Source organism: Mesorhizobium sp. M1328 (genome assembly GCF_040318075.1).
GTDB lineage: Bacteria > Pseudomonadota > Alphaproteobacteria > Rhizobiales > Rhizobiaceae > Mesorhizobium.
The window spans coordinates 454,106-473,780 of sequence record NZ_JAMYLO010000002.1 but is presented as its reverse complement, the minus strand read 5'-3'; the positions used below and the strand labels follow the sequence as shown (position 1 = coordinate 473,780).

Annotated in this window: 20 protein-coding genes; 13 read left to right on the top strand and 7 right to left on the bottom strand. The window is 63.9% G+C overall.

From position 1 onward, the window contains the following. Window positions 1-42 precede the first annotated feature (42 nt). Window positions 43-1,143, bottom strand: a complete 1,101-nt coding sequence (locus NKH23_RS06845) for a hypothetical protein (RefSeq protein WP_352713264.1) — start codon at window positions 1,141-1,143, stop codon at window positions 43-45. 102 nt (window positions 1,144-1,245) lie between these two features. On the opposite strand from NKH23_RS06845, the gene NKH23_RS06840 reads away from it, so the two are divergent. From NKH23_RS06840 to NKH23_RS06825, 4 genes are all read left to right on the top strand, one after another. Then, a complete protein-coding gene (locus NKH23_RS06840; RefSeq protein WP_352713267.1) occupies window positions 1,246-1,704 on the top strand; it encodes a DsrE family protein in 459 nt (152 codons plus the stop codon). Between the two features lie 71 nt (window positions 1,705-1,775). Then, complete coding sequence (locus tag NKH23_RS06835; protein WP_352912562.1) at window positions 1,776-2,573, top strand: SDR family NAD(P)-dependent oxidoreductase; 798 nt, start codon at window positions 1,776-1,778, stop codon at window positions 2,571-2,573. A 49-nt stretch (window positions 2,574-2,622) separates the two neighbouring features. Further along, window positions 2,623-2,931, top strand: coding sequence for a putative quinol monooxygenase (locus NKH23_RS06830; RefSeq protein WP_352713272.1), 309 nt, complete (start codon window positions 2,623-2,625; stop codon window positions 2,929-2,931). A 270-nt stretch (window positions 2,932-3,201) separates the two neighbouring features. After that, window positions 3,202-4,290, top strand: a complete 1,089-nt coding sequence (locus NKH23_RS06825) for an AbrB family transcriptional regulator (protein ID WP_352713275.1) — start codon at window positions 3,202-3,204, stop codon at window positions 4,288-4,290. 19 nt (window positions 4,291-4,309) lie between these two features. Here NKH23_RS06825 and NKH23_RS06820 read toward each other — a convergent pair whose 3' ends face one another. Genes NKH23_RS06820 through NKH23_RS06810 form a run of 3 tightly spaced genes read right to left on the bottom strand, consistent with a single transcriptional unit; the run spans window position 4,310 to window position 6,590 of the window. Continuing rightward, window positions 4,310-4,624, bottom strand: coding sequence for a nuclear transport factor 2 family protein (locus tag NKH23_RS06820; RefSeq protein ID WP_352713278.1), 315 nt, complete (start codon window positions 4,622-4,624; stop codon window positions 4,310-4,312). Between the two features lie 18 nt (window positions 4,625-4,642). Then, window positions 4,643-5,419 carry an esterase family protein gene (locus tag NKH23_RS06815; RefSeq protein ID WP_352713280.1) on the bottom strand — a complete coding sequence of 259 codons (777 nt, stop codon included), beginning with the start codon at window positions 5,417-5,419 and terminating at the stop codon, window positions 4,643-4,645. A 4-nt stretch (window positions 5,420-5,423) separates the two neighbouring features. Next, entirely contained in the window at window positions 5,424-6,590 is a 1,167-nt protein-coding gene (locus tag NKH23_RS06810; protein ID WP_352912563.1) for an ATP-grasp domain-containing protein, read from the bottom strand. Between the two features lie 772 nt (window positions 6,591-7,362). Here NKH23_RS06810 and leuA point away from each other — a divergent pair. The 4 genes from leuA (at window position 7,363) to NKH23_RS06790 (ending at window position 12,818) form a co-directional block, all read left to right on the top strand. Next, on the top strand, window positions 7,363-9,099 hold the full coding sequence (gene leuA / locus NKH23_RS06805) for a 2-isopropylmalate synthase (protein WP_352912564.1): 1,737 nt from the start codon (window positions 7,363-7,365) through the stop codon (window positions 9,097-9,099). A 143-nt stretch (window positions 9,100-9,242) separates the two neighbouring features. After that, window positions 9,243-11,033: a tetratricopeptide repeat protein gene (locus NKH23_RS06800; RefSeq protein ID WP_352912565.1), complete on the top strand. Its 1,791-nt coding sequence runs from the start codon at window positions 9,243-9,245 to the stop codon at window positions 11,031-11,033. 229 nt (window positions 11,034-11,262) lie between these two features. Then, on the top strand, window positions 11,263-12,066 hold the full coding sequence (locus NKH23_RS06795) for an alpha/beta fold hydrolase (protein ID WP_353034378.1): 804 nt from the start codon (window positions 11,263-11,265) through the stop codon (window positions 12,064-12,066). Window positions 12,067-12,200: 134 nt separating this feature from the next. Further along, entirely contained in the window at window positions 12,201-12,818 is a 618-nt protein-coding gene (locus NKH23_RS06790) for a hypothetical protein (RefSeq protein WP_254819130.1), read from the top strand. 76 nt (window positions 12,819-12,894) lie between these two features. Here the strand turns inward: NKH23_RS06790 and NKH23_RS06785 are convergent, their stop codons facing one another. Further along, window positions 12,895-13,839 (bottom strand): metallophosphoesterase family protein, encoded by a 945-nt coding sequence (locus NKH23_RS06785; RefSeq protein WP_352912630.1) that lies wholly within the window; start codon window positions 13,837-13,839, stop codon window positions 12,895-12,897. Window positions 13,840-13,892: 53 nt separating this feature from the next. Between NKH23_RS06785 and NKH23_RS06780 the strand changes: the two genes are divergently transcribed. After that, window positions 13,893-14,393, top strand: a complete 501-nt coding sequence (locus tag NKH23_RS06780) for an NUDIX domain-containing protein (RefSeq protein ID WP_352912567.1) — start codon at window positions 13,893-13,895, stop codon at window positions 14,391-14,393. A gap of 1 nt (window position 14,394) precedes the next feature. On the opposite strand, the gene NKH23_RS06775 is transcribed toward NKH23_RS06780, so the two are convergent. Then, a complete protein-coding gene (locus NKH23_RS06775; protein WP_352912568.1) occupies window positions 14,395-15,384 on the bottom strand; it encodes a glutathione S-transferase family protein in 990 nt (329 codons plus the stop codon). Window positions 15,385-15,666: 282 nt separating this feature from the next. Here NKH23_RS06775 and NKH23_RS06770 point away from each other — a divergent pair, with 282 nt between their 5' ends. The 4 genes from NKH23_RS06770 to NKH23_RS06755 all read left to right on the top strand — a co-directional run bounded on the left by NKH23_RS06770 (window position 15,667) and on the right by NKH23_RS06755 (window position 18,318). Next, window positions 15,667-16,203: a GNAT family N-acetyltransferase gene (locus tag NKH23_RS06770; RefSeq protein WP_352912569.1), complete on the top strand. Its 537-nt coding sequence runs from the start codon at window positions 15,667-15,669 to the stop codon at window positions 16,201-16,203. A 63-nt stretch (window positions 16,204-16,266) separates the two neighbouring features. After that, window positions 16,267-17,028 carry a 3-hydroxyacyl-CoA dehydrogenase gene (locus NKH23_RS06765; RefSeq protein ID WP_352912570.1) on the top strand — a complete coding sequence of 254 codons (762 nt, stop codon included), beginning with the start codon at window positions 16,267-16,269 and terminating at the stop codon, window positions 17,026-17,028. Further along, a complete protein-coding gene (locus NKH23_RS06760; RefSeq protein ID WP_352912571.1) occupies window positions 17,000-17,806 on the top strand; it encodes a HugZ family pyridoxamine 5'-phosphate oxidase in 807 nt (268 codons plus the stop codon). Before NKH23_RS06765 ends, NKH23_RS06760 begins: the two co-directional genes overlap by 29 nt. Window positions 17,807-17,979: 173 nt before the next feature. Next, entirely contained in the window at window positions 17,980-18,318 is a 339-nt protein-coding gene (locus NKH23_RS06755; RefSeq protein ID WP_352466769.1) for an ArsR/SmtB family transcription factor, read from the top strand. A gap of 55 nt (window positions 18,319-18,373) precedes the next feature. Here NKH23_RS06755 and NKH23_RS06750 read toward each other — a convergent pair whose 3' ends face one another. Beyond that, window positions 18,374-19,378 (bottom strand): L,D-transpeptidase, encoded by a 1,005-nt coding sequence (locus tag NKH23_RS06750; RefSeq protein WP_352912572.1) that lies wholly within the window; start codon window positions 19,376-19,378, stop codon window positions 18,374-18,376. Window positions 19,379-19,675 lie beyond the last annotated feature (297 nt).

Here is a 19,675-nt window from a genome sequence, read left to right as displayed (position 1 = left end):
GTCACATTCGGCCAATTTCGAACCTGGGGTCCCGAACCCTGATCACGGCCCGCAGGCCGCCTGCGGCATCGGCTCCAGCCGGTAGACCTTGTCGTCGGAGCCGGTGTCGCCTTCCGCCGCCTTCGAGCACAGATCGACGATCGGCAGGCCGCTGTTCGGGTTGGCCAGCATCATCGTGCCGTTGGCGCCGCGGCGAAGGAAGACCTCCTTTTGCGCGATGTCGCAGGTGGCAGCACCCGTCTTCGCGCTCGCCGCGCAGCGCCATTGGTCGCCCTCGCCCTGGCAGTTATAGACCTGCGTGACCTTGGCCGATTTCTGCCGCGTGCTAACCGAAACGGCGATATCGGCGCCGCTTGGCCAATTGGCCGGATCGCCCTCCTTGGCGAAAGACGCCAGCTCGACCGGTCCGCGGAACACCCTGATCGACTGGGTCAGCTGGTCTGGATGCAAGCCGAGATGCGCCGCATCGTAGTCGCGTCCGTAGCAGAAGGCCTGGTCCAGCTTCAGTCGCTCACGCAATGGCGGGCCAAGGGCCGGGTCGATCGGGTCGATGCGCGCGAACTCCGCCTTGCAGGTCGCGGCCGGCATCGGGTCGAGCCTGAAGCCGTTGTCGTCCTTGCCCAGCGCCTGCCTTTCGTACTCCGCCTTGCCGAGCTCGTCTTCCGATCCGGCGTCGAGATAGAGGTCGGGCTGCACGTCCGAGACGATCAGCCGGCCTTTGTCGTCGACCTTCAGCGACGCCATGGTGCGATCGCAGTCCATGCCGCAACGGATCGGGCCGGTCTTGCCGTCCTCCGACTCATGACTGCACCAGCCGCCGAGCCATTCCGGCGCCTCGGCGCCGCGCACCGTCGTCGCCATGAAGCCATTGTAGGAGGAATCGATGCCGGCGCTCGGCTCCTCGTTTGGCCGGCTGACCGGATCGCGGCCGTAATAGAAGAAGATGCGCGTTACCTTCTGGTGCGGATGCGACTTGAGATGCGCGGCGTCGTAGACGCGGCCGAAGCAGGCGTCCTTGCCGTCGGGGCTGAGCTCGGTGAGTTTGAGCGTGTCATCGGCGAAAGCAGCGCCGGCGACGGCGGCAAGCAAGGCAACCCCGAGCCCGGCACCCACAAAGGTCCCCATTATGGTCCTCGACGTCATGCTACCCCTCCATTGCCCCGACAAGACGTGGCGTCAATTTATGCTAGGATCGAGGCCGAGGCCACGCAATTTGCGCGGGCCGGCTAAATGGGAGATGAAGCCATGCGACGCCGCGATATTTTCCGCGTCGGTCTTGCCGGGGCCGCCGGGCTTTTCGGGCTGCGCCCGATCAAGGCAGCAGCTAATGAAGTCAAGCCGGCGGCTTCCGAAGAAGAAAGGCAAAAGGTCGCCTATCACCTCAGCGACCTCGACAAGGTCAATTTCGTGCTCGGCAACATCAAGAACCACTTCGAAGGCACCGACGGCAAAGTCGACATCGCGCTTGTCGTGCACGGCCCAGCACTTGCCGCCTTCAAGTCGAAGGGCATATCGGCCGCCATTTCCGGGCGGTTCGCCGGCCTTGTCCAGGATGGGCTCAGCCCGCACGCTTGCGCCAATACCATGCACGGCATGGATATCGGCTTGGCCGACCTGCTCGACGGCTTCCATGCAGCCGACCGGGGTGGCGTCGTCAAGCTCGCCGAATTGCAACGCCAAGGCTACGCCTATCTCAGGCCATAGGCTTTTACGGACTTGAACGCGAGGACTGCGAGGGCCTACGAAGAGCAGGCAGAGTCCCCGGAGGAATAGACGTGCCAGCCACCACCACCCTTGTCAGCCCCTCTCTGGTCATCCCCGACCTTGCCGGAAAGGCGGTCCTGGTCACAGGCGCCTCGACCGGCATCGGCGCGGCGCTTGCACTTGCCTACGCCGCGCAGAAATGCCGCGTCGCGCTGCACTACAATTCGAGCCGTGCGGCAGCCGAAAACCTGGCCGCGACCATTCGCAACGGCGGCGGCGACGTGTTCCTCACCCAGGGCGATTTCTCGATCCCTGCCGATGTCGAGCGCGTCGTCGAGGACAGTGCGCAACATTTCGGCCGGCTCGACGGCCTCGTCAACAATGCCGGCGGCATGCTCGGCCGCGTGTCCTATGCCGAGCAGACCGAGGCGCATTACGACGCGGTGATGGACCTCAACGCGCGTTCCGTGCTGACAGCTTCGCGCAAGGCGATCCCATGGCTGAAGCGGCAGGGTGGCTTCATCGTCAACACCTCCTCGATCGCCGCGCGCAACGGCGCCGGCGGCGGCGCCGGCCTTTACGGCTCGGCCAAGGCCTTCGTCTCCAACGTCACGCGCGGCATGGCCAAGGAGCTGATCGGTTTCAACATCCGCGTCAACGCGGTGGCGCCCGGCACGATCGCGACACCTTTCCACGAGCGCTACTCGACCGACGACCAGATGAAAGGCATGATCGCCACCATCCCGCAGGGCCGCGCCGGCACCGCCGAGGACTGCGTCGGCGCCTATCTGTTCCTCTCCTCCGATCTGTTGAGCGGCTACATCATCGGCCAGGTGATCGAGGTCAATGGCGGGCAGTTGATGCCGTAGACGGCGAACTGCATACTCCTGGTTGCGTCATCTCAACGGAGCAAAGCGAATGTACGGACTGATCGGCAAGATGCGGGCAATGCGCGGCCAGCGTGACGCAATGATGGATATCCTGCTCGCCAGCACCAGCGCCATGCCCGGCTGCCTGAACTACATCATCGCCACCGACCCGGCCGATGCCGACGCGATCTGGGTGACCGAGGTGTGGACCGACGCCGAAAGCCACAAGGCTTCGCTGCAGCTGCCCGAAGTCCAGGCGGCAATCGCCAAGGCACGGCCGATCATCGCCGGCTTCGAGTTCCAGGTGGAAACGCATCCTGTTGGCGGCTTCGGGTTACCGGCGGTGAAGGCGGGATAGAGGGAGAGGCCGGCGGGACAGCGCCCCCCTCTGGCCTGCCGGCCATCTCCCCCTCTAGTGGGGAGATTGAATGTCACTTCGGCCTTCGCCAACCTCCAAAGAAGAGCGCTGTCGGCGAAGCTGCCAATCTCCCCACTAGAGGGGGAGATGGCCGGCAGGCCAGAGGGGGGCGCGAAGGATCGCTACGGATGGTTGTGCCATTACCACCCACGACCGTTTCCCCCGCAAAAAGGGTTCGCATTTTTCCGCCACCGGTCTAAGAGCCGATCTATGGATTCTTCCCCGAACCCGCCGGCCATCGAGCATCTGGCGCGGATCCACAAGGCTTGGCAGTGGCCGGTCCTGGTGGTGGTCTCGGTGCTGTTTGCCGGCGCGCTGGAACTCGCCGCCCTGCCCGCCGCGCTCTTGATCGGACCGATGCTGGCGGCCATCGCTGCCGGCACCAACGGCGCCACGGTGCGCGTGCCGCGGGTTCTGTTCGGCTCCGCCCAGGCGGTCGTCGGCTGCCTGGTCGCCAGTTCGATCTCGGCCGATATCTTTCCCGTCTTCTACAAGGAATGGCCGCTGTTCCTCGGCGTCGTGATGGCCACGGTCGCGGCATCCAGCCTGCTCGGCTGGCTAATCAGCCGCTGGCGCATCCTGCCCGGCACCACCGCGGTCTGGGGCTCGTCGCCGGGCGCCGCCACCGCCATGGTGCTGATGGCCGGTGCCTTCGGCGCCGACCAGCGCCTCGTCGCCTTCATGCTATATCTGCGCGTCATCTGCGTCTCGATGACGGCAGCCTTGGTGGCCAAGCTTTGGGTCGACACCTCAGGCATCGAGGTGCCAGCCATCGTCTGGTTCCCACCGGTCGACCCGCAGGGCTTGGCCGCAACGTTCGGCGTGGCGCTGGTCGGCGGCCTCACCGGAAAGCTTTTCCGGCTGCCGTCGCCGTTTTTCCTCGGCACCTTCATTTTCGGCACCGTGATGCATCTCGGGCTCGGCGTGACCATGCAGTTGCCACCCTGGCTGCTCGCCTTGAGCTATACGATGATCGGCTGGAGCATCGGCCTGAATTTCACCAGGGCCATTTTGCGCCACGCGGCCCGCGCGCTGCCGCAGATTGTCGGCTCGATCATTGCCCTGATCGTCTTTTGCGGCGGCCTCGCCTTCCTGATCAGCCGCCTGCTCGGCATCGATCCGCTGACCGCCTATCTGGCAACCAGCCCCGGCGGCATGGACAGCGTCGCCATCATCGCCGCCGCCGCGCAGCATGTCGACATATCCTTCGTCATGGCGCTGCAATCGGCACGCTTCCTGATCGTGCTTCTGGTCGGCCCAAGCGTGGCGCGGCTGGTGGCGAGAAGCCTGCGGGAGTAAAGACCAGCCGGGCAGCGCGTCAGCTGATCACCAGGCTCGATATACGCTCGCCGTCCAGCGTGAAGACCATATCGCCCTCGCCGTTGAAACCGTTGCCTTCGACCGCGATGCGAACGCGCCAGGTGCCGTCCTCCGCTGCGATGCCGAGGATGCGGAGCCTGGACTGCACGCCGATATTGTCCGACTGGTTCCAGCGCGCAATCTGGTCGCGGCCCTGGAACGACCTGCCCCAGTCGCTCAGAAAGGCATCGGCCGTGAACGTCTCGAGGAAAGCTTTGGTGTCGCCGGCATTGGTAGCTTCGACAAAGCGGCGGATGGCATCGGGCGTGGTCATTTCCTTCCTCCAGGTGGCCTAATCCAGCCGGTGCATCAGATCGTCGTCCAGCCAGCGGGCGAAGAAATAGACCAGTTGCTTGTGCCACCACGGCCAGTCATGGGCGACATCGCCGCCCCAGTAGTCGACCCAGGCCGGAATCGACTTGTCGCGCAGGATCTGTTCCAGCGCCTGCGTATCGGCCAGCATCCGTTCCTCCCAGGCACCCTGCCCGCAGCAGAAGATCAGCCGCAGCGCCTTCAGCCTGACAAGCAGCCCCGGATCGACGATACCCGGCAGGTAGTCGAGCGGCGAGTTGAAGAAAATCTGTCCGTCGAGCGCGCTGCCGAAGAAATCGTGGGTCGAATAGACCCCCGACAGCGCGATGACGCCGCTGGCCAGTTCCGGAAAGCGGAAGACGAAATTCGACGAATGATAGCCGCCCATCGAGCAGCCGCAAAACAGCGGCTTCAGCGTACGCCCGCCATTGGCCTCGGCTGCGACAGACAGGAGTTCCGGCAGCGCCTCCTCGCGCACATAGCGGAAATACGCTTCATGCCGGGCGATGCGATGGGCCGGCGCGGCATGACGGTCGAAGAAGGATTCCGCATCGATGCCGTCCAGCGTGAACAACTGGATGCGACCGGTGTCGACGAACTCGGCGAGAGCCGAGACGGCGCCGGAATCCTCGAACTGGTAGAACCGCCCTTGCGAAGTCGGGAACACAACCACGGGTCGGCCGGCATGGCCGTAGCGCTTGTACTCCATGTCGCGGCCGAGGTTGCGGCCAAAACCCTTGTGGTAGGAAACGTCCATCGCCTCACGCCTTTTCCGCATGGATGTAGTCGACCGCCCGGCGCAGCGCCTTCGGGTCCGTGGAGCGCAGCTGATAGGCGTAGTTTCCCATGGCGCGGCTGAAAACCTCCTCGATGGCGTGATGATGGACGATCATGTCGCCATGGGCGGCTAGCACGTCGGCATGGCTGTGCACATAGTTGAGGTGCCGCTTGCGGCTGGCATAGGCGGTGAAATACTTGCCCCTGTAAGGGCCCCCGGCGGTGTCCTTGACCACCATGTCGGCCCAGGCGGCATAGACATCGATATCGAAGGTGTAATTGATGGCATCGGTCATCCAGGCGCCGGGCGGCCGCATGTTGACCTCCAGCGCGATGACCCGGTCGTCCCTGGTTTCGAACAGCTCGATGTGGAAGAAGCGCTCGCGCACGTCGAACGCCTTGAGGATTTTCCTGCCGGCCTCCTCGACCGCCGGGCTGATCTCGGGAAAACAGACATAGCTCATATGGCGGTCGCGGTTGACCACCTCCATGACGCTCTGGTCATAGCGGTGGCTGGCGGCCAGCACCACCTCGCCGTCGCGGTTGACCAGCCCGTCATAGGTCACCACCAGCCCTTCGATGAACTGCTCCATGACGAAGCTGACGCCTTCCGGCTTGTCCCTGAAGAACCGGTCGAGTTCGCCGGCGTTGGAGATTTTGAAGGTGTTCGAGGCGCCGGAGCCGGAATCCGGCTTCACCACCACGGGATAGCCGACGCGGCGGATGAAAGTCATGGCGCCGGCGCGGTCGGAGCATTTGCGTTGCGGGATGGTTTCGACGCCGCTCTTGCGGAAGAATGCCCGCATGCGGCTCTTGCGTTTCAAATTCTTCACGAAGTCGAGCTTGGTGCCGAAGATGTTGAAGTCGGTGCGGATATTGGCTTCCAGCTCCAGCCAATGCTCGTTGAGCGATTCGAACCTGTCGACGCGGCCCCATTTGTGGATGAAATGGCCGATCGCCCGGAACACCGGCTCGTACTCCTCCATGTCCTCGATGCGGTAATATTCCGAAAGGGCTGCCTTCAATTTGCCGTCCAGCGCATCGAACGGCGCATCGCCAATGCCGAGCACGGTGGCGCCGGCCTTCTTCAGCCGGTCGCAGAAATCGGCGCCGTTGGCTGGAAAATGCGGCGAGAAGAACACGAAGTTCATGGACGATTCCTCCCGGCGGCGAGCCATCGCACCCCCGCCGACAATCGACTCTGGCGCATTTGCCGGGCTCGGGGAAGAGCAACTGGATCAGGTGAGCGGTTGGGTCCGCGAAAGGTGACGCCAAAACCGTGAAATAAAAAACCCGCCTCGACGGCGGGTCCTCGGTGCCAATCAGCACCATACCCAAATTAGTAGCATAGCTGCCGGCACAAAGCAAGAACAAAGTTGCTATAATCAGGAAAAATCGCTTCCTGTCAGCGCCGCGCCTTCATTGCAGCCTGGGTTCCTCGCCCCACGAAAGTGGGGAGAGGTGGCTCGGCGAAGCCGAGACGGAGAGGGAACTGCGCCTATGAAGGCCCCCTCTCCGGCCGCTTTGCGGCCACCTCTCCCCCGCTTCGCGGGGGCGAGGAACCCAGGTCTTGAGGCTGGATCCGCAGCTTCTGCGACAGCGAGGCTCCCACTTGCCTCGCTTTGCCCGCTCCTGTATGAAAACCGCCATGAGCCCGCGCGCCACCTCTTTTGCGTCCCGTCCGACCGGCATTGCCGGCCAGACCGTCCGCGCGCTCGCCTCCGCCCTGCTGCTTCTCGGCCTTATCGGCGATCGCCGGGTTCGCTGAAGGAGCGCCCGGCGGTCGAATTCGCCGCTCACGCGCACGCTCCTTGGCCAGTCACAAATTGGCAAGTCACATCAAGCGAACGAAATTCTGGTAAAGGCGCCGCTCGCCACCAATCCGCCTGAAGCTGGATCCGCGAGCCGCCGGGAGAAACGACGATGAACGCACGAGAAGATATCCGTCTGAATGTAGAGGAAACCGCCAAGCCCGCGAAGGGCATGCCGGACGCCGCCCGCAAATACCAGCCCTATCCGACCGTCGGCCTTGCCGATCGCACCTGGCCTTCGAAAGTGATCGACAAGGCGCCGATCTGGTGCTCGGTCGACCTGCGCGACGGCAACCAGGCGCTGATCGATCCGATGGGCCAGGAACGCAAGGCGCGCATGTTCGCCCTGCTCCTCGACATGGGCTTCAAGGAGATCGAGATCGGCTTTCCGTCAGCCTCGCAGACCGATTTCGATTTCGCCCGCTGGTGCATCGAACAAGGCAACGTGCCCGCCGACGTCTCGCTGCAGGTGCTGGTGCAGTGCCGGCCGGAACTGATCACCCGCACTTTCGAGGCGCTGAAGGGCGCCACCAACCCGATCGTCCATTTCTACAACTCGACCAGCGAGCTGCAGCGCCGCGTCGTCTTCGAGAAGGACGTCGCCGGGATCAAGCGCATCGCCACCGATGCGGCCAAGATGATCACCGACATGGCGGCCAAGGCCGGCGGCGGCTATCGTTTCGAATATTCGCCGGAGAGCTTTACCGGCACCGAGCTCGAAGTGGCGCTGGAGATCTGCAACGCCGTCACCGAGATCGTCAAGCCGACGGCGGAAAACAAGCTGATCATCAACCTGCCCTCCACGGTCGAGATGTCGACGCCCAACATCTATGCCGACCGCATCGAGTGGATGTGCCGCAACCTCGACAATCGCGAGAACCTGTTGATCTCGCTGCATCCGCACAATGACCGCGGCACCGGCATCGCCACCACCGAGCTCGGCCTGATGGCGGGCGCCGACCGCGTCGAAGGCACGCTGTTCGGCAATGGCGAGCGCACCGGCAATGTCGACATCGTCACGCTGGCGCTCAACATGTACACGCAAGGCGTCGATCCCGGGCTCGACTGCTCCGACATCAACCGCATGAAGGACGTCTACGAATACTCCAACCAGCTGAAGATCCCCGAGCGCCATCCCTATGTCGGCGAGCTCGTCTACACCGCCTTTTCCGGCTCGCACCAGGACGCCATCAACAAGGGTATGAAGGCGCTGCGCAAGGCCAACACGCCGCATTGGGAGGTGCCCTATCTGCCGATCGACCCGGCCGATGTCGGCCGCAGCTATGAAGCCATCATCCGCATCAACTCGCAGTCCGGCAAGGGCGGCATCGCCTATGTGCTGCATGCGGATTACGGCCTCAACCTGCCGCGCAACCTGCAGATCGAGTTCAGCCAGGCCATCCAGGCGATCACCGACGCTGAAGGCAAGGAGGTGCCGGCCAAGCGCATCTACGAGCGCTTTCTCGACACCTATGTCGACCAGCTCGGCGCGCGGCTGAAATTCCTCGACCACCACACCTACCCCGACACCGGGGTCAAGGGCCGGCGCGTGGTGGAAGCGGTGATCCTCGACAGAGGCAAGGAGGTGACCATATCAGGCACCGGCACCGGCCCGATCGACGGCTTCGTCGATGCGCTGTCGCGCCATGTCGGGGTGCCGATGTCGGTGCTCGATTATTCCGAGCATTCCATGCAGCGCGGCTCGAATGCCTCGGCCATTTCCTATGTCGAGATGGAACATCCGGGCGGCAAGCTGTTCGGCGCCGGCATCAACACCAACATCGTCGCCGCCTCGCTCGAAGCCGTCGTTTCGGCCGCCAACCGCATCGTCGGCCGAAAGGACGGCTAGCCGGGACTGCCAGGCTCGCGCCATCAGCCCACCGGATATTTATCCGGTGGGTACGCTATCGCACCATAAGCAGATGCTTGTATGGCGGCGCCAGCGCTATATGATCGTACCTCAACCTGTGCCGAATTCGAAGGGATCGACACTTGCAGCATACCACGCCTGCCGCCCCCGCAGTGCGCGAAACGTTGGAGCGATTGCTTGCCAGCGAAACGTTCGGACGATCCGAGCGCGCGCGCAAGCTGCTCCGCTACCTGGTCGAGCGCGAGCAGGCAGGCGAAGCCGATAGGCTCAAGGGCTTCTCCATAGCGATGGACGTCTTCGGCAAGGACGGCGATTTCGACCCGTCGACCGATGCGGTGGTGCGGGTGCAGGCCGGCAGGCTGCGCGACCTGCTACAGCAGTATTTCGCCAACGAGGGCGTTGCCGAACCGGTCCGCATCGCTATTCCGCGCGGAGGCTATGTTCCATCCTACGAACTCAACGCCATTCGCTTGCCGGCGGAGGCCGAGGCAGAGGGCAAGCCGCAGCCGGCGACAGAGGAGGCGGCGGCGACCGCCCCGCCCGGATCGCCACAGGATACCCGCAACCGGGCACATCCGGCTGCATTGCTGAGCGTTCCAGCCGTGGCCCCTGCTGCACCTTCGCTGCAGCGCCATTTGCAGTTCTTCTGGCTGGCGATCGCGCTGGTCATCCTGATGCTGGGTGTGCTGATCCTTCGCCAGGGCAGCGTGGTATTGCTGACCGGCGGCGACACGGCGGTCGAGACCGCGGTGGCGACCGGCAGCATAGCAGCGCCTCCGGTTGAAACCCTCCCCCAGGTCTACATCGCCATCAAGGCCGACAGCGACGTGGCTCGCCGTGTCGCCGCATCGCTGCGCGCCGGCCTTAGCGGCTTCGATACCATCAATTTCATCGGCCGTGATGCCGACAGCCCGCCCGATCCACTTACCGACGCCGCCAGCTTCGTGTTCGATGTCCTGCCCGGGCCGCGCAGCGGCGACATTATGCTCGAGCTGCAGAGCGTGGCGACCGGCCGCGTGCTGCTGTCACGCAACCTGACCGCCGGCGACAGCGCGAACATCGCCATCGAGGACCAAATCTCCGGCATTTTGAGCTCGGCTCTTCCCGCCTCGGGCACGATCTACAACTACATCGAGCAGAGCGGCATCCAGACCGGGCTGACGGCGTGTCTGGTGCTCAACGGCAAATATTATCTCGACCAGAACGCCCAGACGCACGAAGCCGCCTACCGCTGCCTCGAAGATCTTGCCAACCGGGAGGCCAAGTCGTCGCTCGTCTATTCGGAACTCGCGTCCTTGCATCTCGAAGCGGTCACCGACCACTATCCCTACCCCGCCGACGCGACGATCGACAAAGCGATGACGTTTGCCCATCGCGCCATCCAGATGGGCCCGACCAGCCCCTACGCGCACCGCGCCCTTGGTTATCTCAATTCGCGCATGGGCGATTCCGCGGAATCGATCCGCTGGATGCGCAAGGCCTATGAGCTCAATCCCTACGATCTCGCAATGGCCGCAGCCTATGGCTACGGGCTGGTTTTCGCCAGCAGGTACAGCGAGGGCACCCCGATCCTTGCTCACGCCGTGGACATCGCCAGCGCCCATCCGACATGGTGGGATTACGGGCTCTTCGCCGGAGAGTTCATGATCGGCGACATGAACAAGGCCACGCTTGCCAGCGACGGCTTGCGAACGACGGAAATGAAATCGCATTATCTGGCGGCGCGGCTGATCGGCGCCAAGGCTGCCGGCCGCGAGAAGCTGGCGAGCAGGCTGCTGCAGGAACTGACCGCCAAATTCCCGAAATTCGTAGCCGATCCGCGCGCAACCTTCGTGGAGCGAAGATATCCCGCCGATCTGACCAACCGGCTGGTGGAGGCCCTGCGCGCCGCCGGGCTTGGCGGCGCCAGCTGACGTCTCCCGGCGCGTGCGCGACGTCAGGTGATCGCAAAAATTTTACTGGCCATCCGCACGGCCAAAGCGCAATTCAGACACAGTTTGAACCGGCCAATCTGATCCCCACATAGGTCTGATCCCGCATAAGACTGATCTCCGCACAAGTCTGACCTCCCGCAAAGACTGATCCTCGCATAGACCGCCCCCGGCATCCTGACTGATCCCGGCACCAATCCATAAAGTTTGCATGACCCCATCTCTTTACGCTGCCGAACGGGGCACCGGCCCGACAACGATTGCCTTCCTGCATGGCTTCGGTGGCTGTCACGACGACTGGCGCGACGTGGCCGCGTCCCTGGCACTCGGCGCGCGGACGTTGGCCTATGATCTGCCGGGGCATGGGCTGTCGCTCGATTTTCCGCGCGGCGGTCCGGCCAGGGTCGCAGCCAGTGCCGTCCTTGCGGATCTTTCCGCTCGCGGAATAAAGCGGGCCCATCTCGTCGGCCATTCGATGGGCGGCGCCGTAGCCGCCCTGATGGCATTGAGCGAGCCCGAAAGAATGGCGTCGCTGACGCTGCTGGCACCGGGCGGTCTTGGTCCTGAGATCAATGGCCCGCTGCTGCGCCGCTACGCCGCGGCTGCCGGCACCGACGAAATTCGCGCCTGTCTAGCCGCCATGTCGGGACCGCAAAGCCGGCCGCCGCTGCATAGGATCGATCTCCTCAACGGGATGCGGCAGCGTCCCGGCCAATTGCGGACACTTGTCGAGCTCGCAGCCGCAATGACCAGGGATGATCGGCAAGGTGTCATCCCGAGCGAGCGGCTTGAAACGCTGAACATGCCGGTGATGGTTGTTTGGGGAACCGACGACGCGATGCTGCCCCTCAGCCAGGCGGACGGCGTGCCGAAGCATTTTCACCTGCACCACGTGCTGGAAGCCGGCCATATGCTGGTCGAGGAAGCGCCCGGCCTGATCGTCGAGGCTGTCCGTCGCAATATGCGGCGCCGCAGCAGGCGGCTTCGCCCGGGATTAGCCGCGGCGGCGAGCTGATCGGGTCTCGCGCAGGCACGGCGGCGCCGCTGGTGCTCCTCCAGCGAACCCTTGCCCGGCCATCGATCTCGCAAGTGCATTTTGCCGGCGGCTGTGTTAATCCGGTGTTAACCAAACCCCGCGAGGCCACGCCGATGAAGGACGCAGGCGAGAACATCACCCAGATCGATCAGTCGCGAAAACTGTCCGATGCCATTCGCGACGTCAAGAACGCCTTCGCCGACCGCGACGACGTCGTCGTCGACATGCGCGAAGCGCATCGCATGCGGCTCGATCTGCTTGCCGCCGAACTCGCGCCGGTTTTTGGCGACGTGCCCACCGACATGGACAGTTTCGACTTCGCCGTCTCGTCCGGCCTGCAGCCACGGCTGTGGATCGACGCAGTCAGCCATGTCGCCATGGGACGCGACCGCCGCACCTACCGCTTTCTCAAGGACACGCGCATCGGCCGCGTCGTGCTCGCTGAGTCGACCGACATGAAGGTCGTTGCCGACCAGGTGACACGCTATGTCGCCGAGCGCGTCGTCGAACGCCAGAGAATGATGGAAGGCGGCATCGAGCAGGCCGTCGCCGGCCTGAAACGCGCCCTGGTGGCGGAGGCCGAGCCGCCGCTGCAGATCGCTGCGCGCAGCAATGGCTGGTCGGCGTTCTTCTCGGGCCTTGGCCTGATCGCCGCCGGCGCCCTGGTCGGCCTGGCGATTTCGCTCGTGCTGTTCTGGGACCGCATCGTCGCGATGAAAATCAGCTTCTAGAGCGGTTCATCGTTTCACGGAAACGCTGAACCGCTCTATCTCTTTGTTTTGACGCAATTCCGGACGGAAATCCGTTTTACACATTTCCTGGAATTGCTCTAGCCATCGACGCGTCGGCTTCGACGCCAAGCTCCATTGTCTGCAGGTCGCTGGGCGGCAACGCCGGCCCGGTCAGGCCGCGGCGCGTCAGTTTGATCCGCCAATTGTCCTTTTCACCGTCGATGTCGAGCAGATTGTATTGCGCCGGCGCATGCGAACTGCCGGGGGCCTGCCCGGCGGCGGCGACCCCGACCACCGGGATTTTGGTCTTGCGGGCGCCGATGAAGAAGAGCGACGGCACATGCGAATGGCCGTGCAGCACAAGCTCGGCGCCGTGCCGGTGGAGAACCTTATGGAAGCGGGAGATGCCGAACAGCCGCTTGTTCTGCGAAACGGCGCCGCGCACCGGCGGGTGGTGGATCATGATCACCCGGAACAGGCCGCGCTTGCCTGTGGCGTCGAGCATGTCGCGCAGCTGTTCCGCCTGGCCTTCCAGAAAGAAGCCGTTGGCCATGAAGGGAGCCGTGGCGCGCGCCGTCGAGACGCCGATCAGCGCAACATCGCCGCGTACCCGCAGATACGGAAAGGTGTTGCGGTCGACCGGCGTATTGACGCCGTCGCCGGTCATCCATGCCGCCCAGGACCGGCAGGTCTTGTCGAAGGCACCCGGCACATAGGCATCATGGTTTCCCGGCACCACCGACACGTCGTTGGGCGAGCCCAACGTCTCCAGCCAGTGCTTGGCCATCTCGAGCTCACCGTCGAGCGCCAGATTGACCAGGTCGCCGGTGATGGCGAGATGGTCCGGCCCGCTGGCCTTCATGTCGGCGACGATCGTATCGATGACCGCGTCGTGCATGTGGCGGCGGCGGTTGCGCTGCCAGTTGACGTAGCCGACCACGCGCTTGGAGGCGAGATCGCGATAGGTTACATCGGGAAGCGGCCCCAGATGGACATCGGAAATATGCGCGAGCCTGAACATCTTTTCTTCATAGGCGAGGCGCGCGCGGCTTTCCACTCACGGTTTCGCGGACGATGACGGCGCCGGATCCGGAGCAAGTCCTGCGCCAGACCGGATGGCCGGGCCTCAGGGCAAGGCTGTTCCACCTGTATTTCGTGCTGCGGCGGCCGATGACGCTCGGCGTGCGCGGCCTGATTCACGACCGCCCCTCCAATTCCGTCTTCCTCATCCGCCACACCTATGTTCCTGGCTGGCACCTGCCCGGCGGTGGCGTCGAGTTGGGCGAGACGATGATCGAAGCGCTGACACGCGAAGTCTTCGAGGAAGGCAACATCGCGCTGACTGGACCGCCGGTGCTGAAATCCCTGCATTTCAACCGCCGCGCCAGCCGGCGCGATCATGTCGGTCTCTATCTGGTCGAGGAGTTCAACCAGACAGCACCCAAACTGCCCGACCGCGAGATCGCTGAGGCCGGCTTCTTTTCGCTCGATCGTCTGCCGGAAGGCACGACGCCGGCAACTTTGCGGCGCATCGCGGAGATTCTTGGGGGTCAACCGGCACTACCCTATTGGTAGATCACGCCGCCTTCCTGAATCGCGCCCGGTCATGCGGCGCGCCATAGTCGAGCTCTGGCCCGACCGGCACGATCCGCGTCGGGTTGATGGTCTCGTGGCTGCGGTAATAATGCGCCTTGATGTGGTGCAAATTCACCGTGCCTGCGACGCCTGGCACCTGGTAGAGATCGCGCAGATAATTCGACAGGTTCGGATAGTCGGCGATGCGGCGCAGATTGCACTTGAAATGGCCGACATAGACCGGGTCGAAGCGGACCAGTGTCGTGAACAGCCGCCAGTCCGCCTCGGTGATGCGGCCGCCGACGAGATAGCGCTGCTTTGACAGGCGGTCCTCCAGCATGTCGAGCGTCGAGAACAATTCGCCGAACGCCTCCTCGTAGGCTGCCTGCGTGGTGGCGAAGCCGGCACGGTAAACGCCATTGTTGACCGCGGGATAGACCAGCGCATTGACCGCATCGATCTCGCCGCGCAACGGTTGCGGATGAAAATCGAGCTTTGCGTCTCCCCATTCGTCGAAGGCCGAATTGAGCATGCGGATGATCTCGGAGGATTCGTTCGAAACGATGGTTTGCTCGCGTTTGTCCCACAGCACGGGAACGGTGACCCGGCCCGAATAGCCGGGATCGGCCCTGGTGTAGATCTGGTGCAGGAAATCGAGGCCGTAGAGCGTGTCGCCGGTGGCGCCGTCCTCGGCCAGGAACGTCCAGCCGTCGGCGCCCATGAAATGATGGACGACCGAGATGGAAATCACGTCCTCGAGTTTCTTGAGCACGCGAAAGATCAGCGTCCGATGCGCCCACGGGCAGGCGAGCGAGACATAGAGGTGATAGCGGCCGGGCTCGGCCTTGAAGCCGCGTTTTCGCCCTTCGACCTGCGCGCCGTCGCGGGTCACCCAGTCGCGCCACTGTGACTGCGCCCGCACGAATTTGCCGCCGCTCTCCCCGGTATCGTACCAACGGTCCTGCCATTGGCCTTCGACTAGCAATCCCATGAAATGTCCTTTCGTGTTCCTGCCTGATGTAGGGCATGAAATGGACCTGCCGAAATCGCCAGCGCTGAACAGATCGTCAACGGCTGCGTCGTCGAGTGCGTGTCGATTGCGCCGGCCGATTGCGGCGACTGAAAATTGGTGCTAGCGGACAATCCGCATGTTCGACTTTGCCGTGATCCGGTTCGACCGACGACGAAAGAGCGCCCGCGCTTGACGAAGCGCTGACTGGCGAACGCTGCCGCTTGCAGCAAACCTTTCCTCGTATACCGGAACGCAAAGACCATGAGCCTTGCCGACGTGAAATACCTGCCGGAAACTCCGGCGCATGATCCTGAAATCGAAGCTATCAACGACGAGGCCTTCGGGCCGGGCCGTTTCGTGCTTGCCGCCTACAAGATCCGCCAAGGTGGCCCGCACGAACGCGCGTTGTCCTTCGTGGCCGTCGATGGCGCAATCGTCGTCGCCTCGGTACGGATGACGCGTATCGCCGCCGGTGCCGGCCGCGCGCTGATGCTCGGGCCGCTCGCCGTGCAGCCGGCCTTCAAAAATCTCGGTATCGGCCGCAAGCTGGTGGCAATCGCGCTGGAAGCCGCTGCCAAGGCCGGCGCGCCGGCCGTGATGCTGGTCGGCGACGAACCCTATTACGGCCCGCTCGGCTTCAAGAGGCTGGCGCGCGGGCAGATCTCGATGCCGCGTCCGGTCGATCCCGACCGGCTTTTGGCGCACGAGATCCTGCCGGGCGCGGTGGCAAGGCTGGTGGGCGAGGTTTGCCACGCCGACCAGGGAAGGATAGCCGAGCACATCGCCGCGATGGCGTGACCATGCCGGCGCTGTTGCACGGTGGCTTGGCAGCATAGTCTGGGCACGGAGGAGGACGTCAAGATGAACCCGAACGGCCAGATTGCGATCGTCACCGGCGGCGGCTCCGGCCTTGGCGAGGCGACGGCGCGCGCTCTTGCCGCCGGCGGCGCCAGGGTTGCCGTCCTCGATCTCGGTATCGAGCGTGCGGCCAAGGTGGCGGCCGACATCGGCGGCATCGCCGTCCAATGCGACGTGAGCGACGCGGAGAACGGTGCCACCGCGGTCGCGGAAGTGGCAGAGACCCTCGGCGAGGTCCGCATCCTGGTCAATTGCGCCGGCATCGTTATCGGCATGAAGACGATCGGCAAGGACGGACCGCATCCGCTCGACCAGTACCGCAAGGTGATCGAGGTCAATCTGATCGGCACCTTCAACATGATCCGCCTGGTCGCCGACCGGACCGCCAGGCTCGAACCGCTGCTGGGCGGCGAGCGCGGCGTCATCGTCAACACCGCATCGGTCGCGGCCTATGACGGCCAGATCGGCCAGGCGGCCTATTCCGCGTCCAAGGCCGGCGTCGTCGGCATGACGTTGCCGGTGGCGCGCGATCTCGCCCGCTCCGGCATTCGCGTCTGCACCATCGCGCCCGGCATCTTCAGGACGCCGATGATGGCCGGCATGCCGCAGGAGGTGCAGGATTCGCTCGGCGCCGCAGTACCCTTCCCTTCCCGTTTGGGCGAGCCTTCGGAATACGCGGCACTTGCCCTGCACATCATCGAGAACCAGATGCTCAACGGCGAGACCATTCGCCTCGATGGCGCCATCCGCATGGCGCCGAAATAAAAGCGACGGTGGTGCCTTGGACGAACCCAGGAAAGACGTGATCCGCGCGACCGACGCCGAGGCGATCAGGCTGGCAAAGACGCTGATCCGCAGCGCCCGTTTCGGCGCGCTGGCGGTGCTCGAACCAGGAACCGGTTCGCCGCTGGCCAGCCGGGTCGGCGTCGCCACCGACATCGACGGCACGCCATTGATCCTGGTGTCGATGCTGTCCGCCCATACCGGCGCTATCCTTGCCGACCCGCGCTGCTCGTTGCTCGTCGGCGAACCCGGCAAGGGCGATCCGCTGGCGCATCCGCGATTGACGCTCGTCTGCCGCGCCGTGCGGCTCGAACGCGGCTCGAACGAACACGCCCGCGCCGAGCGGCGCTACCTCAACCGCAATCCCAAGGCGAAGCTCTATGCCGGGCTCGGCGACTTCTCGATCTTCCGGCTCGAACCGGAGCGCGCCAGCCTGAACGGCGGCTTCGGCAAGGCCTATCTGCTCGACCGCACCGATCTGGTCGCGACGGGAGCGATCGTCGAAGAGCTTGCCGCCGGCGAGCAATCGGCACTCGACCACATGAACGCCGACCATCTCGATGCGATTGCCCTCTACGCAAGTCACTTCGGCGGGGCCGAGAGTGACGGCTGGATCGTCACCGGGTTCGACGCCGACGGGATGGATCTCGTATCGGGCGACAATGTCTGTCGGGTTTTCTTCCCCGAGCCGCTGAGAGCGGCACGCGACCTCAGGCCTGTCCTGGTCGACATGGCAAAAGCTGCCCGATCGGCAAATTGATCACAGCCGCAGAGTTAATCGGCTTGCATGGAAAGCAAGCCTTGAGATTTGAGCGAAATGTTCTACCTTTGCGAGTGACGCTGAATCGCTGGCGTGCATCTATAGGGAAAGTCTATGGAATCCGACGCTATTGCCCCCATAGCGGCGGATGAGCAAGAAGGCATGGGGGATCTATGGTCTCGAACAAACTAGTCGCCAACGCCGGAACCGCGGCTGCGTTTCTGACGCTGATGGGCAACGAAAAACGTTTGTTGATCATGAGCTATCTGGCCGAGGGCGAAATGTCGGTCGGCGCCATAGCCGAGAAAGTGTCGCTCAGCCAATCCGCCCTGTCACAGCATCTGGCCAAGCTCAGGGCTTCCGAGCTCGTCGAGACCCGCCGCGATCGGCAAATGATCTATTATTCCTGCAAATCCGAGGCGGTGCGCGAATTGCTGCATATGCTGGACGGCATTTTCGGCGAAGGTGAACTGTCGCAAATGGCTCACCGGCTGCGTCGCGCCGGGACCTGAGCGGCCGGGGCGGAGAACGCCCCGCCAAATCCGCTTTGCTGCCAAGTCCACCTTGCTACTGAACGCGCTCGTCGGCGGTCTGCGCCATCTCGTCTTTGAACTCGACCTTCGTGCCCGGCTGCACCATGGAGGCAAGATCTTCGGCATCCCAATTGGTCAACCGGATGCAGCCATGCGAAAAGGTCGTGCCGATCTTGCCTGGTTCGGGCGTGCCGTGAATGCCGTAGCTTTCGATGGAGAGATCGATCCAGACCGATCCTACGGGATTGTTCGGCCCGGCAGCGATGGTGAAGGGCCGCTTGGTTTTGACCCCCTTGAAAGCGAAGTCCGGATCGTAGTGGTAGGTAGGGTTGTGGACCACACGCCTGACCTCTGCCGTGCCGCTTGGCGCCGGCTTCTCCTCGCTCCCAATCGAGGCGGGGTAGACCGCCAGCCATTTGCCGGCACGGTCGAGCACACGCACCTGGCGAGCGCCCTTGTCGACCTCGATGGCGTCAACGCCGGCGGGAGGGTCGCCCCTGTCGACATCCGGCACCACCAAGGTCCTGCCTGGTTTCCTGAGGCTGGTGCCCGGATTGAGCATTCTCAGCAATTGTTCGCTGACGTGGAAGCGCTCAGCCAACCTCTCCACCGCATTGCGATAGCCGAGCCGCCGCAAGCTGGCCATCCTCTCCAAGCGGGCCGGAATACGCCTGGTGAAAGGTCCGCGCACATCCTTGCGCATCACCTCATAGGTCACCAGCACCGGCTTGGCGGAGGTTGCGACGAGTTTGCTCCAGGTTTGTGGACTGAGCTTGCCATCGGGCGGAAGTCCGTTTGCCGCCTGAAACGCGGCGACGGCCTTGGCGAAGTTCTGGGAAAGGCGACCGTCGATCAGGCCCGGCGAGAAACGGGCGCGATCCAGAAGGATCTGCGCCTTCAGCAGCGTCGGATCGACACCCTTCGGTTCGCCGATAGTGAATTGGGCCTGATTGACGGTGGCTGGATCGAGCTTGGCCGCGCGAGCCACGCCGCATGCGAGGGTAAGCGTGGCGGCAAAGACGAGGAGGAGCCTGATCATTGATGTCCTCCCAGGACCGCAGCAGGAGCCCGCTTCTATGACGCGGCATGGCCCCATGCGGTTCCTTCGCTCTATCGAAAATTCTGCATTGAAACGGCTTGGCCGACGAGCCGTGCCGCGGGAATCAAGATTTCCCTGTCGCTAAGAGGCAGGCAGGCCCAATCTGAGCCCGGCATCCACCTGATTGGGCTTGACCGTTCGAACGACGTGCATCCATTTGGACGCTGAGATACGGTCTGAGCTTCGGATCCTGCATCATGCCTTCCGAAACCGAATCCCGATTCGCGGCCGACGCCA

Excerpts from the sequence above, each read along its gene's own strand:
- NKH23_RS06845 (WP_352713264.1), bottom strand. The coding sequence starts at position 1,143 with ATGACGTCGAGGACCATAATGGGGACCTTTGTGGGTGCCGGGCTCGGG.
- NKH23_RS06840 (WP_352713267.1), top strand. The coding sequence starts at position 1,246 with ATGCGACGCCGCGATATTTTCCGCGTCGGTCTTGCCGGGGCCGCCGGG.
- NKH23_RS06830 (WP_352713272.1), top strand. The coding sequence starts at position 2,623 with ATGTACGGACTGATCGGCAAGATGCGGGCAATGCGCGGCCAGCGTGAC.
- NKH23_RS06825 (WP_352713275.1), top strand. The coding sequence starts at position 3,202 with ATGGATTCTTCCCCGAACCCGCCGGCCATCGAGCATCTGGCGCGGATC.
- NKH23_RS06820 (WP_352713278.1), bottom strand. The coding sequence starts at position 4,624 with ATGACCACGCCCGATGCCATCCGCCGCTTTGTCGAAGCTACCAATGCC.
- NKH23_RS06815 (WP_352713280.1), bottom strand. The coding sequence starts at position 5,419 with ATGGACGTTTCCTACCACAAGGGTTTTGGCCGCAACCTCGGCCGCGAC.
- NKH23_RS06810 (WP_352912563.1), bottom strand. The coding sequence starts at position 6,590 with ATGAACTTCGTGTTCTTCTCGCCGCATTTTCCAGCCAACGGCGCCGAT.
- leuA (WP_352912564.1), top strand. The coding sequence starts at position 7,363 with ATGAACGCACGAGAAGATATCCGTCTGAATGTAGAGGAAACCGCCAAG.
- NKH23_RS06795 (WP_353034378.1), top strand. The coding sequence starts at position 11,263 with ATGACCCCATCTCTTTACGCTGCCGAACGGGGCACCGGCCCGACAACG.
- NKH23_RS06790 (WP_254819130.1), top strand. The coding sequence starts at position 12,201 with ATGAAGGACGCAGGCGAGAACATCACCCAGATCGATCAGTCGCGAAAA.
- NKH23_RS06785 (WP_352912630.1), bottom strand. The coding sequence starts at position 13,839 with ATGTTCAGGCTCGCGCATATTTCCGATGTCCATCTGGGGCCGCTTCCC.
- NKH23_RS06780 (WP_352912567.1), top strand. The coding sequence starts at position 13,893 with ATGACGGCGCCGGATCCGGAGCAAGTCCTGCGCCAGACCGGATGGCCG.
- NKH23_RS06775 (WP_352912568.1), bottom strand. The coding sequence starts at position 15,384 with ATGGGATTGCTAGTCGAAGGCCAATGGCAGGACCGTTGGTACGATACC.
- NKH23_RS06770 (WP_352912569.1), top strand. The coding sequence starts at position 15,667 with ATGAGCCTTGCCGACGTGAAATACCTGCCGGAAACTCCGGCGCATGAT.
- NKH23_RS06765 (WP_352912570.1), top strand. The coding sequence starts at position 16,267 with ATGAACCCGAACGGCCAGATTGCGATCGTCACCGGCGGCGGCTCCGGC.
- NKH23_RS06760 (WP_352912571.1), top strand. The coding sequence starts at position 17,000 with ATGGCGCCATCCGCATGGCGCCGAAATAAAAGCGACGGTGGTGCCTTG.
- NKH23_RS06755 (WP_352466769.1), top strand. The coding sequence starts at position 17,980 with ATGGTCTCGAACAAACTAGTCGCCAACGCCGGAACCGCGGCTGCGTTT.
- NKH23_RS06750 (WP_352912572.1), bottom strand. The coding sequence starts at position 19,378 with ATGATCAGGCTCCTCCTCGTCTTTGCCGCCACGCTTACCCTCGCATGC.